General features: G+C 70.6%; 10 protein-coding genes and 1 pseudogene. 2 read left to right on the forward strand and 9 right to left on the reverse strand.

What is annotated here, in order from left to right:
* The first annotated feature begins 101 nt into the window (after positions 1 to 101).
* Both AB0J64_RS23430 and AB0J64_RS23435 read left to right on the forward strand, forming a co-directional pair.
* Complete coding sequence (locus tag AB0J64_RS23430) at positions 102 to 875, forward strand: DUF4184 family protein (RefSeq protein WP_364030256.1); 774 nt, start codon at positions 102 to 104, stop codon at positions 873 to 875.
* Between the two features lie 682 nt (positions 876 to 1557).
* Positions 1558 to 1713 (forward strand): annotated as a pseudogene (locus tag AB0J64_RS23435) (IS110 family transposase); the annotation flags it as partial.
* Positions 1714 to 1820: 107 nt separating this feature from the next.
* On the opposite strand, the gene AB0J64_RS23440 reads toward AB0J64_RS23435, so the two are convergent.
* The 9 genes from AB0J64_RS23440 to AB0J64_RS23480 all read right to left on the reverse strand — a co-directional run bounded on the left by AB0J64_RS23440 (position 1821) and on the right by AB0J64_RS23480 (position 14412).
* The gene (locus AB0J64_RS23440) at positions 1821 to 5321 is read right to left on the reverse strand and encodes a hypothetical protein (RefSeq protein ID WP_364030259.1); all 3501 of its coding nucleotides are present in this window, start codon (positions 5319 to 5321) and stop codon (positions 1821 to 1823) included.
* 2 nt (positions 5322 to 5323) lie between these two features.
* On the reverse strand, positions 5324 to 7129 hold the full coding sequence (locus tag AB0J64_RS23445) for an FAD-dependent oxidoreductase (RefSeq protein ID WP_364030262.1): 1806 nt from the start codon (positions 7127 to 7129) through the stop codon (positions 5324 to 5326).
* An 82-nt stretch (positions 7130 to 7211) separates the two neighbouring features.
* Positions 7212 to 8651, reverse strand: a complete 1440-nt coding sequence (locus tag AB0J64_RS23450; protein ID WP_364030265.1) for an ABC transporter substrate-binding protein — start codon at positions 8649 to 8651, stop codon at positions 7212 to 7214.
* Positions 8633 to 8989, reverse strand: coding sequence for a metalloregulator ArsR/SmtB family transcription factor (locus tag AB0J64_RS23455; RefSeq protein ID WP_364030268.1), 357 nt, complete (start codon positions 8987 to 8989; stop codon positions 8633 to 8635). Before AB0J64_RS23455 ends, AB0J64_RS23450 begins: the two co-directional genes overlap by 19 nt.
* Before the next feature lie 41 nt (positions 8990 to 9030).
* Positions 9031 to 9282, reverse strand: a complete 252-nt coding sequence (locus AB0J64_RS23460) for a serine hydrolase domain-containing protein (RefSeq protein WP_364030271.1) — start codon at positions 9280 to 9282, stop codon at positions 9031 to 9033.
* A 196-nt stretch (positions 9283 to 9478) separates the two neighbouring features.
* Positions 9479 to 10516 carry a Gfo/Idh/MocA family oxidoreductase gene (locus AB0J64_RS23465; protein ID WP_364030274.1) on the reverse strand — a complete coding sequence of 346 codons (1038 nt, stop codon included), beginning with the start codon at positions 10514 to 10516 and terminating at the stop codon, positions 9479 to 9481.
* 7 nt (positions 10517 to 10523) lie between these two features.
* Positions 10524 to 11249 (reverse strand): ThuA domain-containing protein, encoded by a 726-nt coding sequence (locus tag AB0J64_RS23470; protein ID WP_364030277.1) that lies wholly within the window; start codon positions 11247 to 11249, stop codon positions 10524 to 10526.
* A gap of 32 nt (positions 11250 to 11281) precedes the next feature.
* Positions 11282 to 13360 (reverse strand): beta-galactosidase, encoded by a 2079-nt coding sequence (locus tag AB0J64_RS23475; protein WP_364030280.1) that lies wholly within the window; start codon positions 13358 to 13360, stop codon positions 11282 to 11284.
* An 11-nt stretch (positions 13361 to 13371) separates the two neighbouring features.
* Positions 13372 to 14412 carry a LacI family DNA-binding transcriptional regulator gene (locus tag AB0J64_RS23480; RefSeq protein WP_364030283.1) on the reverse strand — a complete coding sequence of 347 codons (1041 nt, stop codon included), beginning with the start codon at positions 14410 to 14412 and terminating at the stop codon, positions 13372 to 13374.
* Positions 14413 to 14494 lie beyond the last annotated feature (82 nt).

Consider the following 14494-nt stretch of genomic DNA (forward strand, 5'->3'; position numbering starts at 1 on the left):
GGCCGCAACTGCGGCCGACGCACGGGTGGAGGACGGGGGCGGGGTGCCACAATTTTCCGATAAAGATCATCGTCTCGGGTGGCGACTGCCGATAATGGCGTGTGCCGTTCACACTGAGCCATGTCGCGGCGATCCTGCCGGTGCGGCGGTGGTTGCCGCCGTCGGCGCTGGCGGTTGGGGCTATGGTGCCCGATCTGCCGTACTACCTGCCCCTGCCGTTCTCGTCGGCGAGCACGCACGCATGGTGGGGGCCGCTACTGCTGGGGGTGCCGGTGGGCGCGGTGCTGCTGGTGTTGTTCCACCAGGTGGTCCGGGCGCCGCTGACCGCGCTGGCTCCCGCCGGGCTGCGTGCCCGGCTGCCCGACGCGCCGCGGAGGGTGCCCGCCCGGGCGGTGGCGGAGGCGGTGGCGGCGCTGCTCGTAGGGATGGCCACGCACCTGGTCTGGGATGGGTTCACGCAGACCGGCGGGTTCGCGGTCGCGCACTGGCAGGTGCTACGGCTATCGGTCATCGGCCCGCATCGGGTGTTCAACGTGCTCATGTACGCCAGCTCGGCAGGCGGTCTGGCGGCCCTGGCCGGATGGTTCGCGCTCTGGTACCGGCAGACCCCTGTCCGGCCGGGACGGCTGCCGGGGGTAGCGGGCCGGGTGCGCGGCGCGGTGCTGGTCATGGTCGGGATAGCTGCGATCGTCGGTGCCGCCGCCGGGGCGGGGACCGACCGCGCCGCGGTGAGCGGCTACGACCTGGTTCGGAGCGTGATCCTGGGAGGCGCCGACGGGGCCGCTTTCATACTTGCCTGCTACGTACTCGCCTGGCACGGTCGGAACGTAGTGAAGGCCCGACGGGTGGTGCGTGACGCAGGCCCGCCAGCCTGAGCGCGCAGGGAAGCGCATGACGAGGTCTCGCTGTTCGCCGACCAGCAGCCGCCAGCCAACCCGGTCGCGAGCGGCCGGGTGGGACGCGGGTGTCAGCCGGCGCGTTGGGGCGGCGGTTGAGACTTGACTCGCCCGGGAGAGCCTCAGCCGGGATCATAGGAGTAGCCGTTTGCGGCCTGAGCGGCACTGCAAGCGCGTTCAGCGGGCAGTAGGGGAGGCGCCCATGGCCGCCACGGGCTCCATATCTGCACCCCGGACGGCTGCACTCGGGCGAACAAGCAGTCCCCGTCCGGCTCTTGCAGCGCAATGCCGATCTTGCCGTCGAACTCGGCGACTTCCTGGCGGATCCGCGGGTCCAGGTTCAAGCCACGCACCGCGCGGCGGGCGGACCGGGGTGCCGTCCATCAGCCGGATCTTCTCGGGGTGGACGGGCACGTGACGGCCAGCCAGCGCAACGCGGCCTCCATCAGGTCGGCCGTCTGCCGCAGTCGCAGGTTGTCGGCGCGCAGCTGCGGCATCAGCTATCGTCACGCACCGCTACTAATCACTCTTAACGAGTCCAGCCGCTCCGGCAGACTCGGGCCTGGACAGCCGCCGGTGGGTGAGCACTCATAGCTACTGGACCTTGAGTCCCGCCCAAAGATCGTGCCCCCACTGGTCGGCCGGGAGAGTTGATCGCCGCTACGACCGGCTCCGCGCCCGCGACGTCTGCCATCACGCCGCCCTCCGCCAGGTGGCCAACCGACTCGTCGGCATCCTGCATGGATGCCTGAAGACCAACACTCTCTACGACGAAGCAACCGCCTGGTCACACCACACCAAACCCCTCGCCGCTTGACACCCTAAGCACCTGGGATGTCTTTGGGGCTGGGCGCGAACCCGAGCAACCCGGGGCTGACGGCGACGCTCTCCGGGTCCCCGCCGGGGGGCGGGGACCCGGAGCGGTCAGGACGTGGAGTCGTCCTTGAACGTGCGCTGGTCCATGCTGGTCGTCAGGCCCGCGATCGTGACCTTCTTGGTGCCGTTCGGCAGGTCGATGCGACGCCAGATCTGCCGGGCGACCGCCATCCCCAGGGGGTCGTCGGGCAGGTCGGTCAGCGTCGGCCCCGCCTTGCCGCTGATGGTCAGCGGTTCGGACCAGGGACCGATCGGCGAGGGGCCGCTGTGGTTGGAGAAGGCCACCGCGTAGGAGACCTGGTTGCCGTCCACCCAGTACGTGCCGCGCGGCGTCGTGTACCGCCAGCCGTCCGGGCTGATCGTCGGCGCCTGCGTCGGCCGCTGCGGCGGCAGGTGCTCGTTCCACTGCTCGATGGCCGTCTGCCAGGCCTTGGCGGTGGTGAGGTGCTTGCCGTACTGGGTGTCGAGTTGCTGGTTGACCGTCGCCCTGTGCTGGTCACGGGCGACGTGGACCTCCGAGCGGTGTTCGACCCTGGTGGAGTCGGCGTTGCAGCAGCCGCTGGCTTCGAACGTGTCGACCATGAAGTGCGCCAGGTCGTCCTCGCCCAGTGCGGTGTCGCGATAGGTCCAGCCCCAGTTGTTCTTCGTGAACGACATCGAGCCGGCGGAGACGAACTCGCGGTAGTCGTACCGGTAGGGCCCGATGATCTGGGCGAGGCGGGCGGTCTGGAAGTCGGCGATGTGCCGGCCGACGCGCTGTACCCAGCCGGCGCGGCCGGGGCCGCCCATGACCGCCGCGTGGAAGTTGGCGTAGTCGCTGAGCCAGAGCTGGGTGTACTGGTTGTACAGGGTGGGCTCGACCGACTTGTACGCCGGAGAGGCGAGCACGGCGTCGAGCTGCACGATCATCTTCAGACCGAGCAGGTGCACCGAGACGCCGAGCACCATCAGGTCGAAGGCACCAGGGACATGGAGGTAGTTCTCGAGGTCGTAGACCGCGTCGTACACGCTGTCGTCCCCCGGCGCGGTCATCTTGCGCAGCTCGGGCAGCAGCGTGTCGGTGATGTACTTGGAGTTGTCGCCCTGCGTGACCTTCAGCACCTCTTGCTGCTCGACCATCCAGTCGGCGAAGCCCTTGACCATGGTCGCGTGGCGGTTGATGTCCTGCTGTTTGATGAAGTCCTCCAGCCGGGTCACCACGCTGGTGAACGGGCTGCTGTTGTCGCTCTGCGCGAACAGGAGCTCGATGAGCGTCACACCACCGGCGGCGATCGGGCCCCAGGGCTCAGGCAGGGCCCACACGAGGGTGCCCGCCACCTGGAGCGCCACGTTCGCGGCGTCGCCGAACAGCCGCACCTGGGGCAGCTCGGGCGGGGGCGGGGTGGCAGGGGCTGCGGGCAGGCCGGTGAGCCGGGGCGTGCCGGTGGCCGCGTCCACGACGATGTGCGGGAGCAGGTAGTGGACGGTGGCCAGGTTCGTCTCGCGGACCAGGCAGACCGTGCCGGCGGGCAGGTCTTCTGACGGCGCGGCCAGCGCGGTGATGGTGGAACGTACCAGTCGTTCCCCGTCGAGGACGGGGAAGGTCCGGTTGAGCTTGGCCAGCAGGAGCGCGTACTGGTCGCCGAGCCTGGCCCTGGTCGCCGTGGGCAGCGCCGCCATCACCTTCGCCGTGTCCAGCAGCTCGTACGGCGTGCCCTCCGCCAGGTTGAGGTTCCTGATCGCCTCGGCCGCGCGCGGCGGCAAGTCGGGGTAGAGCCGGGAGAGCAGCGCGCGGGCGTAGTCGTTCCGGTCACCCCCGTCCGTCACGGCCGCGACATGGACCCTCGGCCGCAGATGCTCGGCGTTCTCCAGGGACGCGTCGCGTAACGGGTCAGGGGTGAAGGAGGTCCGGAAGACCCAGGACAGCGCCAGTCGCAGCAGGTCCGCCGTGTCCGCCCTGGGCAGCGGCTTGTCGTGGTAGGTCAGCTTTGCCGCGGCCCGGTACATGTCCGAGGTCTTGCTCCGGTCCTCGTACGCCTTGACGAGCCGGTCGGTGATGTCGGCCTTGTCGGTCGCGCTGTCCCACAGGAAGAACCCGTTCGACTGGGACAGCTGGATCGTGTAATTGCAGAACAGGATCTGGTCGGCGGCGGTGAGCTGCCCCGTGGGGCCGTCGACGTAATCGGCGAAATTGTTCCAGTACGTGGCGTCCGGCTGCGCGTTCCACGCCTGCGCGAGCGCTTCGACCTTGTCCTTGGTGTCCTGCGGGATGGGCGGCAGGTCGTCGCTGGACTGCTTGCGCGCCAGCCGGATCAGGTACTCCATGATCACTGCCGCCGAGGACCCGACGGCGACCAGGCCGATGAAGCGGGCCAGGTAGCGGCGGGTGTTGTTGTTCCCGGCCGCCTCGCTCGCGTCGGCCGTCTTGGCGGCGGCGACGCGGCCCGCCTCTCGCAGTTCGTCCAGACGAGGGCTGGGGTCGGGGTCGCTGATCGCGGTGCTGGTCACCTCGGGCATGGATGTCCGCGCGGCGTCGACCGCCTGGCAGTTCGTGCTGTCGACGGTGAGGCGGCTGACGGCGTCGTCGATGGCTGCGGCGGTCTCCTTGTTCTCCTTGGCGAACTCCTCGCGTTCGCGTGCCACCTCCACCTCCTCCTTGCTCTCCTCGCGCTGAGCGTCGTCGTCCTTGGGCCGGGACAGCTCGCCCTCGTCGCCCTCCTTCCCCTGGATGAAGACGACGGGTTCGAGCAGGACGAGGATCCGGGTGAGCGCGTAGCGCAGCAGCCCGGCGGCCACGGCGCGGGGGAGCGGCTGGTCGCGATAGCGCAGGTCAGGGACGTGCTTGTACATGGCGGGCGGGCTGTTGCCCGCTTTCTGGTAGACGGTGACGAGCTGGTCGACGAAGCTCACGAGGTCGTCGCCAGAGTCCCAGAGGAACGGCTGTCCGCCCGGGAACAGCCCGATCGTGTAGTCCATGAACAGCAGCTGGTCCGCCAGCGTGAGGGGAGTGCCGTGCTTGGCGGACAGCTCGGTGTAGTCGGCCAGGCTCCGCCAGTAGTACGGGTCGGTCTCGTTGCCCCACTGCTTGACCAGAGCGCGGATCCTGGCCGCGGTGTCCGGCGGGATCTCCGGCGGCATCGGCTTGTCGAGCTGGGCGTTGCGCAGCCCGTTGTAGATCAGCGTCGAGACGGCGCCGAGCGAGCTGACGATGCTGAACACGGCCAGGAACCGCGCGAGGTTGTACTGCTTGCGCGGCGTCTCCTGCTCGGCGAACTTCAACGACAGCGCGGCCAGCTTGTCCCGCAGATCCTTGATCACCTTGTCCTCGGTGGCCACGGCTTCGCTGGGGTTCTCGACGACCTCGCCTCCCTGGACGTTCTCCACGACGGGGTCGTCGAAGGTCGTCATTTCGAGGGTCCTGGCGTCCTCGGTGATCTCCTCCCCGGTCTGACGGGCTTGTTCCCTACCTGGATCGTGCTCGGCGTCCAGCCGCTTGAGGTCCTCGATGATCTCTTCCATGTCCTTGTCGAAGTCCGCGCTGGGCCTGGGCAGGTCGGTTTCGCGTGGCATGGTCAGCTCCTCGTCGTGTTGTCGTCGCGGTTGCGCACCTCTGTGGGGTGGATCGGGGCGAACTGCTCCCACATGTCCCCGGGGCCCGGATTGGCGCTGGTGTCGGCGCCGAAGGCGAGCCTGGCGATCCCCCAGGCGGCGTTCAACCCCGACTGCAGCGCGTGGTTCACCCAGCCGGCCGACCAGGAGATGTCGTCGCCGGCCAGGAAGAGGTTGTTGGCCGGCTCGCCGTCGACCTGGTTCTTCATGAAGTGGGAGAACAGGTTCCACTGCAGCTCGTACTGGCCGGGGCGGTTGAACTTGCACAGGCCGCGGAAGTTGGGCTCGTTCTCCCAGGAGATGGTCACCGAGTTGTCGGGGCGGCAGTTCGCCTGGATGTCGTGGGACAACTCGGGGTGGACCCTGGCGAGCTCGCGGCCGAACAGTTGCACCCGCTCGGCCGGCGTGGAGGCGCTGACCTTCATGGCGTCCTCAGCCCAGGTGTAGCTGAGCGCGATGGAGGCGCGGTTGCCGCCCGGTACGCGGCTGTAGCGGCCGTAGTCGAAGACGTAGGTGGCCCGCGGCAGGCTGTCTGACAGGGTCACCCCCATCCGGTACGTTCCCGAGCCGTCCGTCCAGAAGGGCACGGGCATCATGGAGAAGGTCTTGGCCGACTGCCAGTAGCTGGTCTTGTGGATGGAGTTCCACAGCTTGTCGCCGAACAGCGGGAGTTGCCCGGAGTCCGGCGGGAAGTTGCGCGGCAGCGCGATCTGGGTCTCGACGGCGTGCAGTTGCGGGGTGAGCAGGACGGCCTGGTAGGTCTCCGTACGTCCGTCTTCGACTGTGATGTCGATCCAGCCGGACCGCGCGCGGTTGCCCTCCATCGCGACGACCCGGCCGCGCGGCGCGCCGTCGTCGTGCAGGGAGGCCAGGCTGGTGCCCTTCGGCCAGTGGCGGACATCGTCGGGCGCGTGCTTCCAGAAGCCTTCCGCGAACGCGCTCGCGCCCTCGACCAGCAGCATCTGGTCGGTGTCCATGCCGGTCACGAGCAGGCGCAGCATCTCCAGCCAGGAGATGTCGTAGAAGGAGTCCCAGCCACCGGTGCCGAACCCGACCAGGCCGAACACCCGGATCTGATCCGCCGTCATGGCGCCGCTCTGCACGAGGAACTCGTAGAAGCTGATGGTGTTGTAGCGCTGGACGAGGGGGTTCCACAGGCGCTTGACGTCGTCGGTGTCGCCGCTCTCGATGGCCTTGACCAGCGCGCTGAAGTCCACCAGCTCAAGCGCCTGGTTCCAGGCGCGGCCGATCTCGGCGAACTGCGGGTAGCGGGCGTAGAACTCGGTGATGTCGGAGGCCGAGTATTGGCGGCCGTCGATGTCGACGGTGGTCAGGCCCACGGCCTTGGTGACGAACGGGTCGGGAAACAGCTCGTAGGTCAGGCCGAACTCCTCGACGTACTGCCGCTGCAGGGAAGCCGAGGTGGGGAAGCGCATGCAGCCCATCTCGGCCTTGGCCGGGTCGGCGGGGTCGAGGGAGCGGGTGAACATCCGCCCGCCGATCCTGGGCCGCCCCGCGGCGTCGATCTCGGCCTCGAAGACGACCGGCCGCAGGCCCATGCGCATCAGCTCGTACGCGGCGATCAGCCCGGAGGCGCCGGCGCCGATGACCGCGACCTTGTGCCCCTCGGCGGCCGATGGGAGCGTTCCAATGAACTTGCGCTGCCCGGACGGCTCCCGAGCCAGGTAGGCGCCGTAGTCGAAGGGGAAGTCAGGCAGCCGGTCGACGGCTTGGGTGGTGCGGATGGGCTGTGGTCGTGACGGGATCACTGGGTACCTCCGTGGACGGCTCGACTGTCCGTGACGTTATGCGCGCCATCCGAGATATGTCAATGAGTCACGACATATTGAACTATGGGCGTTCGGCGGTCTTCTCGTGCGTGAAACCGCCCGGGATCGCCCGTACCAGGTGCATGTCCTGCTCCAGGAGGTCGGGCTTGGCCACACGGACGTGGCCCCTCGGCCCCCGAAGTGAGCTGCCCGACAGTGCGCGGCCGACCTCGGCGGGCTCGCCGCCGCCCGTCTGCCGGGCCGCGGCCACGTACAGGAGGATCGCTTCGTACAGCGACTCGCTGATGCTCGACACCGGCGGGGCCATGCAGCCGTAACGTGCGCGGTAGCGGTCGAGGAAGGCCCGGTTCTCGGAGGTGGGCAGCTGCTGGTAGTAGCCGAAGGCCGTGTAGAGGCCCGTCCCCGCCGCGTCGCCCACGTGCTCGCGGGTCGCTTCGTCCAGGGCGAGCGAGAGCGTGCGCACGCGCGCACGCAGTCCTGCCTCGTGGCAGGCCCGCTCGAAGGCGACCTCGTCCGCGCCCACGAACGTGGAGAGGATCAGGTCGGCCCGCGACCGCTCGATGTCCTCAAGGAGCCGGTCGAAGCGGCGCGTGCCGAGCCCGGCGTACCGCTCGGCCGTGACCTCGCCGCCGTAGCCCGCGATGATCCGCCGCGCCTGCCGGTTGCTCGCCCGCGGCCACACGTAATCGTTGCCCGCCAGATACCAGCGCCGCCCGCCGGAGTCTCGCATCAGGTACGGCACCGCGAGCGAAAGCTGCCCCTCCGGCCGCTCTCCCAGGCGCAGCAGCCCGTGGCCGGCTCGCCCGCCCTCGTTCACCGGCGTGTAGATCAGCAGGACACCGGCGGCGCGCGCGATGGGGTCGATGGCGTCGAATGTCGCCGAGGTGACGTTCGTGAACACCGCCTGGCAACCCGCCCGGACCAGCCGCCGCATCCGAGCCGCGCCCACGCGCACGTCGGTGGCGTCGTCGGCCACCACCAGCCGCAGCGGACTGCCGCGCACACCGCCATCGACGTTGGCCTCCGCCACGGCCATACGGGCGACGTTCTCGCTGGCCGCGGCGAACACACTGGCCGAGCCCGACAGGCTGACCAGCAGGCCGATCGGGTGTGTGCCCGGCTCGGCCGCCGGCTCAGGCGGATCGAGGCCGTGCAGGGCCTGCAGCCATTCGATCCCCGTGTCGTCGATCTCGGCCACCACCCTGACCCTGGTGCCGGAGCCCGACGGGGTGAGCGTGCAGACGACCCTGCCGCGCCACGGCGTCTCGTGGGCCAGCACGATGCGGCTGTCCTGCCGTACGGCGACGATCCGTCCCGTGGCCTCCAGCGTGCCGTCTCCGTACGGCCAGGGGATGCGGAAGCGCACCACGGCGCCCGGCCGCAGCGCGTCGAAGGTCGCGTCGAACAGCCATCCGGCTCCCGTGCCGTGCCCGAACAGCGCGAACACGTCCCGCGGTCGCGCGTTGACGTGGGTCTCGTCGGTTACGAAGATTGCGCCCAATCGGTCGCCTCGCTGTGGTCAGCCGAAGCCTGATGCTCCGCGCTGTCTCTGAGGTCGGCGAGCGATCCCTGATACAACCGCTGAAGAAAATCCACCATGTCCTGAGCGGGTCTGCGGGCGAGCGAGTAATAGCGGAAGCGTCCGTCGCGGCGCTCGGCCACCAGATTGGCCATGCGCAGCACCCGGAGGTGGCTCGACACCGTGGTGCGGCCGACATGGGTGATGGCGTCGGAGATCTCGGAGGCGGTGCATTCGCCCCGCTCGGCGAGCAGGCCCAGGATCTGCCGCCGGGTGCTGTCTGCCAGTGCCTCGAACGCAAGATCCTTGGGGTCCGGCATCTCATTCCCATTGTGACGACGCTTCGCGAACTATTGACATATTAGAACGCTGCCGCCGCCCCCAACAACTTTGCCTGATCCCCCAGTTTGCCTTCCTTGACCAGTTGCAGGACCGCGGTGGCGGTCATGGTCTTGGTCTGCGAGCCGATCCGGTAGCGGGCGGTCGAGGGGATCGCACCGCCCTCGCCGTTGAGCAGGCGGGACCCGGCCGATCCCTTCCCGACCCGCTTGCCGTCCACGTACACCGAGCCGATGGCGCCCACCACGTGGCCCGGCTTCACCAAGTTTTCCATCGCCGAAGGCCAGGGATGGAGCCTGATCGGCGGGCTCGGCGCCGACCCGGTCGCCTGCGTACTTCTGGACGCGTGCTCGGGCCGAGGTCCGTCGACCACGGGGGAGATGCCGCCGGTGGGATGATCCCTTCCCCGCGGACCGGACGCGCCCGGCAGCGCGGCCCCCATCATAACGTCCGGGGGCCGCGCCGCGGAGTCAGAGCGTGATCGGGACCCGCATGCCCGTGCGGGCCGATTCGAGGGCGGCGGTCACCATGGCCAGGCTGCGGATGTTGTCGTGGCACTCGCCCTGCGGCGCCCGCCCCGTACGCAGCCCCGTCACGAACTCCTCCAGCCCCTCGGCCAGCCCGCCGAAGCGCCGGCGCCCGGGGAACGGGTCGGAGCCGGGAGCGTACGCCCGCACCACCTGACCGTCGGCCGCCTCGGCCGTCGGTGCATGGCCGTCACCGCCCCACAGCGCCGTCCCGCGCGTGCCGGCGGCCCGCCAGCTGCCCGTCCACGACGTCGGCTGCCCGGGCGCCGACCAGCTCCCGGCGAACGTGTAGCGCAGGCCGCCGGTCATCTCGAAGATCGCGGTGGCCGAGCAGGCCCCGGCGTACCACGTCCACGAGGGACGGAACGACTCGCAGTAGACGGAGACCGGATCGGCCCCCGACACCGCCCGCGCCGCGTCGAACAGGTGGATCGCCATGTCCTGTAACAGCGGATGCTCCAGGGTGTCGAGGAAATTCTTGTTCCGGTACGGCATGAAGAACTCCGACGTCAGCAGCCCCAGCGGTCCCAGATCGGCCACCGTGCGCCGGAAGGCCACCAGCGTGGGCATGAAGCGGCGGTTCTGGTTGACCGCGAACAGCCGCCGGGACTCGTCGGCGGCCCGCACCATGGAGCGGGCCTCGTCCAGGCTGACCGCCATGGGCTTCTCGCTCAGCACCGACACCCCGCGCCGCAGCGCCGTGACCGTCACGTCGTGGTGGGCCTGGGGGACGGTGCAGTTGACGATGAAGTCGGGCTCCTCGCCGTCCAGCACGGCGGTGAGCGAGGCGCTGACGGGCAGGTCGTCGAGGCCGAGCTTGCCGGCGGCGGCGCGGGCGCGCTCCTCGTCAACGTCCACCCAGCCGGCCAGCGAGGTCTGGGGGTGGGCGAGCAGCTCGGGCGCCCACTGGCCGCCGATGAAGCCGGCGCCGACCACCACGCCGCGCAGCGGCCTGTCCGCTGCGATCGTGTCGAAAGTCATGCCGCGCCTACCACGTGATGGGGGTGTGGGCGTTCTGCAGGGGCTCGCCGACGCCGTCGGACGGGGCGGCCCACAGGACCGCGTTGGCCAGCACGCGCCGGACATCGGGGTGGTGGTAGATCGGATATTCCTGGTCGCCGGGGCTGAAGTAGAAGATGCGGCCCAGGCCCCTGCGGAAGCAGCAGCCGCTGCGGAACACCTCGCCGCCGCTGAAGTTGCTGATGAACACGAGCTCGTCCGGCTCCGGGATGCCGAACGGCTCGCCGTACGTCTCCTGCTGCTCGATGACCAGCGGGCGGGGCACGCCGCGCGCGATGGGGTGGCCGGGCGCGACCGTCCAGACCAGCTCGCGCTCGGCCGCGTCGCGCCAGGTGATCGTGCAGGTGGAGCCCATCAGCACACGGAAGATCTTGGAGTAGTGGCCCGAGTGCAGCACCAGCAGGCCCATCCCGCCGAGCACGCGCCGCCGCACGCGCTCCACGACCTTGTCGTTCACCTCCTCGTGCGCCATGTGGCCCCACCAGGTCAGCACGTCGGTGCCGGCCAGCACCTCGTCGGTCAGGCCGTGCTCGGGCTCGTCGAGCACGGCGGTGCGCACGCGCACCTGGTCGCCCAGCACCTCGGTCAGCCCCTCCGCGATGGCGCCGTGGATGCCGTCGGGGTAGATGCGGCGCACCGCCTCCTCGCGTGGCTCGTGGTAGTACTCGCTCCAGACAGTGACGTTGACGGCCATGCGGTTCCTTCCTGGCACGTACGGGCGCGTGATCAGCGTACGTCGCCGCCCGCCGTCTCCAACAGCACCCGTACGTCCCACGGGCCGAGTCGCACCTCCGCCCCGGCCTCCAGGTCGGCATCACCGAGCACGTCCCTGACCTGCACGGGCACCCGTACGGACGCGGGTTCCCACCCCCAGTTGTGCAGGAAGCGCACGCGCCGCCCGTCGGGTGCGGTGGCGCCGGTCGAGGTGACGCCGGCCGGCAGGTCCGCCCACGGCCCTGGCGATGGCACGAGCCGGCGGAACAGCGCCTCGGCCAGCGCCGGGTTCGGCACGGTGCCGACGTAGGTGATGCGGCCCTGGCCGTGCGCCTGCGTGGTGATCGCCGCGAACTGCCCGAAATGCGGGTGCTCGTACGAGGCCAGCACCTGCGCCCCGTCCGTCTGCAGGCCGTCCGCCCACCGGGTGCCCGCGGCGCCGTCCGGGAGCTTCGGACCTCGGACGGGCAGCTCGCCGTCGAGGTTGCTGAACTCGTCGTACCAGGCGCCCGCGGCCTCGGCGAGCCGGCCCGGCTGCACCTCCCTGCGCGCCCGCGCCTCCGCGTCGGCGTACCCCGTGCGCGGGCCGAGCACCAGGTGCCCGCCGGCGGCCGCGTACGCCGTGAGCCAGTCCAGCGTGGCGTCGTCGGCCACGTACAGTCCGGCGGCCACGAGCACCGGGTGCCGCCCGGCCAGCGCGGCCGGGTCCTCGGCGACGGCCTGGGCGGCGTGCAGCACCCGCACCTGGCAGCCCGCGTCGAACGCCCCCCGGTAGAACGGCTCGAAGATGCCCTGGTAGGACCGCTCGTCCGGGCCGCCGTCCGGATGGGCGAGCGCGGGCTGCGCGGCCAGTGCCCACTTGCTCGGCGTGGAGTAGAGCATCGCCACGTCGGCGTCGGGGATCAGCCCGGCGACCAGGTCCCCGGCCGTCTCCAGCTCGGCGCCGAGCCGGGCGATCTCCCGGTACGTGCGCCCGGGCCGTCCGCTGTGCGGCAGCACGCCGCCCCAGTACGTCTCGGTGCCGAACACCAGCGTCCGCCACTGCCAGTACTCGATCATGGAGGCCCCGCGGGAGACCAGCGCCCAGGCGGCCTGCCGCCACTGCCCGTCGTAGGCAGGCTGGTTCACCCAGGAGGGGCCGATGGCCTGCGCGTTCGTCTCGGTGACCAGGAACGGCTCCTGCCGCGAGGAGAACATCCGGTCCGCGCTGAGATACAGCGCCCAGGTGTTCCTGCTCATCCAGCTCTGCGGCCCGTCCTGCGGCGCGGGCAGCGCGAAGCCGTCCTGCATCGTGTAGTACGGGTTGCCCGCCGTGACGTCGAGCCGCCGGGTCAGGTCCTCGTCGGCCACGGCAGGCCGGTCGTAGGCGATGCAGGTGGTGACGAACTGCTCAGGCCGGGCGTACTCGCGCACGATGTCGGCCTGCCAGGCGATGAACTCGGTCACCTGGTCGGCCTGGAAGCGCCGCCACGCCTGCGTGTACTGGGGCTGGGCGTTGCCGTCCGGCCGCCACAGGTCGGACCAGTCCGACAACCGGTGCGACCAGTAGACCAGGCCCCACTCCCGGTTGAGCGTCTCCACATCGCCGTACGTGTCGCGCAGCCGGTCCACGAAGCGCTGGAAGACGGCGTGGTTGTGCAGCAGGTGCAGGCCCGGCTCGTTGTCGACCTGGAAGCCGACGACCGACGGGTGATCCGCGTACCGCTCCACGACCTTGCGGATGATCCGCTCGGCGTGGAAGCGGAAGGCGGGATGCGTGAAGTCCATCTCCTGGCGGGCGCCCCAGGGGAGGCGCTGCCCGGTGGCCCGCTCGCCGGCGATCTCCGGGTACAGCCGGGCCAGCCACGGCGGCACCGCGTATGTCGGCGTGCCCAGGATGACGGAGATGCCGCGCTCGTGCGCGCCGTCCAGGGCCGGTCGCAGCCAGTCGAGGTCGAAGCGCCCGTTCTCGGGCTCCCAGGTGGACCAGACGGACTCGCCGACCCTGATCACCGAGAAGCGCGCCTCGGCCATCAGGTCGAGGTCGGTCTTCAGCAGCTCGGCGGGGTGGTACTCGGGGTAGTAGGCGGCGCCGAAGAGCACTCGTGACACGGGTCTTCCTCTCATGGCTCGGCCCCAGGAGGGGGCGCGGTCGGGGGTGCGGTCGACCGGCGCACCACGAGGCGCGCGGGCAGGTCGTCGTGGGCACGCGGGCCCGGGGAGCGTTCGATCTGCTCGACGAGCAGTGCCAGGCCGCGGCGGGCGACGGCCTCGAAGTCCTGGCGGACGGTGGTCAGGGGCGGCGACAGGTACGCGGCGGCCGGGATGTCGTCCATGCCGGCCACGCTGACCTCTCCGGGCACCGCGCGCCCAGCCTCGGCCAGCGCGCGCAGCACGCCGATCGCCATGTCGTCGTTCGCCGCGAACACCGCCGTGACCTCCGGGTCGGCCGCCAGGATCCGACCGGCGGCGTATCCGGACGCGGGGGACCAGTCGCCCTCCAGCGGCGGCGGCTCGGCGGCCCCCGCCGCGGCCAGCGCCTCCCGCCAGCCGCGCGCCCGATCGCGCGCCGCCCACCAGCGGCTCGGCCCGGCGACGTGCCAGACGGTGGCGTGCCCGAGGCCGAGGAGGTGCTCGGTCGCCTGCCGGCCCGCGTCCACGCCGGACGATCCGGCGACCACCACGCGCGGCCCGTCGAGCCCGGGGATCGGTCTGAAGCTGAGCACGGGCACGTCCCGGTCGAGGCGGGGCGCCTGACCTTCATCGATCGGGTCGGACACCACGACGGCGTCCACGCCCTGCCCGAGCAGCTCTTCGACGGCGCTCATGAGGCCGCCGTCCTCGCCTTCGAGCGTGTTGACCACGGAGAGCGCGTACCCGATCTCCCTGGCGGCCCGCTCCAGGGCGACGAGCAGGGAGGACGGGCCGTAGAGGGAGGAGCCGAGCGCGGCGACGCCGATGCGGTGGAAGCGGCCCAGGTGGAGCGCGCGGGCCGCGGTGTTGCGCCGGTAGCCGAGCTCGCGCGCCGCCGCCAGCACCCGCTCGCGAACCTCTTCGCTCACGTACGGCTCGCCGTTCAGCACCCGGGAGACCGTCTTCTGCGACACGCCCGCAAGCCGAGCCACGTCGGTGCTGCTCGGTGGCCTGCTTCCCGGCCCGGACATCGCGGCTCCTTGTCCCTGACTACGTAGTCAGGTTCCGCGCCGCGCGGCCGTCTGTCAAGAGCAGGACGAACGTGGCAGAGCG

The organism is Nonomuraea sp. NPDC049695, assembly GCF_040674955.1.
GTDB lineage: Bacteria > Actinomycetota > Actinomycetes > Streptosporangiales > Streptosporangiaceae > Nonomuraea > Nonomuraea helvata.

Coding starts and splice junctions, on each gene's coding strand:
- AB0J64_RS23440 (WP_364030259.1), bottom strand. CDS start 5,321: ATGCCACGCGAAACCGACCTGCCCAGGCCCAGCGCGGACTTCGACAAG.
- AB0J64_RS23455 (WP_364030268.1), bottom strand. CDS start 8,989: ATGCCGGACCCCAAGGATCTTGCGTTCGAGGCACTGGCAGACAGCACC.
- AB0J64_RS23460 (WP_364030271.1), bottom strand. CDS start 9,282: ATGGAAAACTTGGTGAAGCCGGGCCACGTGGTGGGCGCCATCGGCTCG.
- AB0J64_RS23465 (WP_364030274.1), bottom strand. CDS start 10,516: ATGACTTTCGACACGATCGCAGCGGACAGGCCGCTGCGCGGCGTGGTG.
- AB0J64_RS23470 (WP_364030277.1), bottom strand. CDS start 11,249: ATGGCCGTCAACGTCACTGTCTGGAGCGAGTACTACCACGAGCCACGC.
- AB0J64_RS23480 (WP_364030283.1), bottom strand. CDS start 14,412: ATGTCCGGGCCGGGAAGCAGGCCACCGAGCAGCACCGACGTGGCTCGG.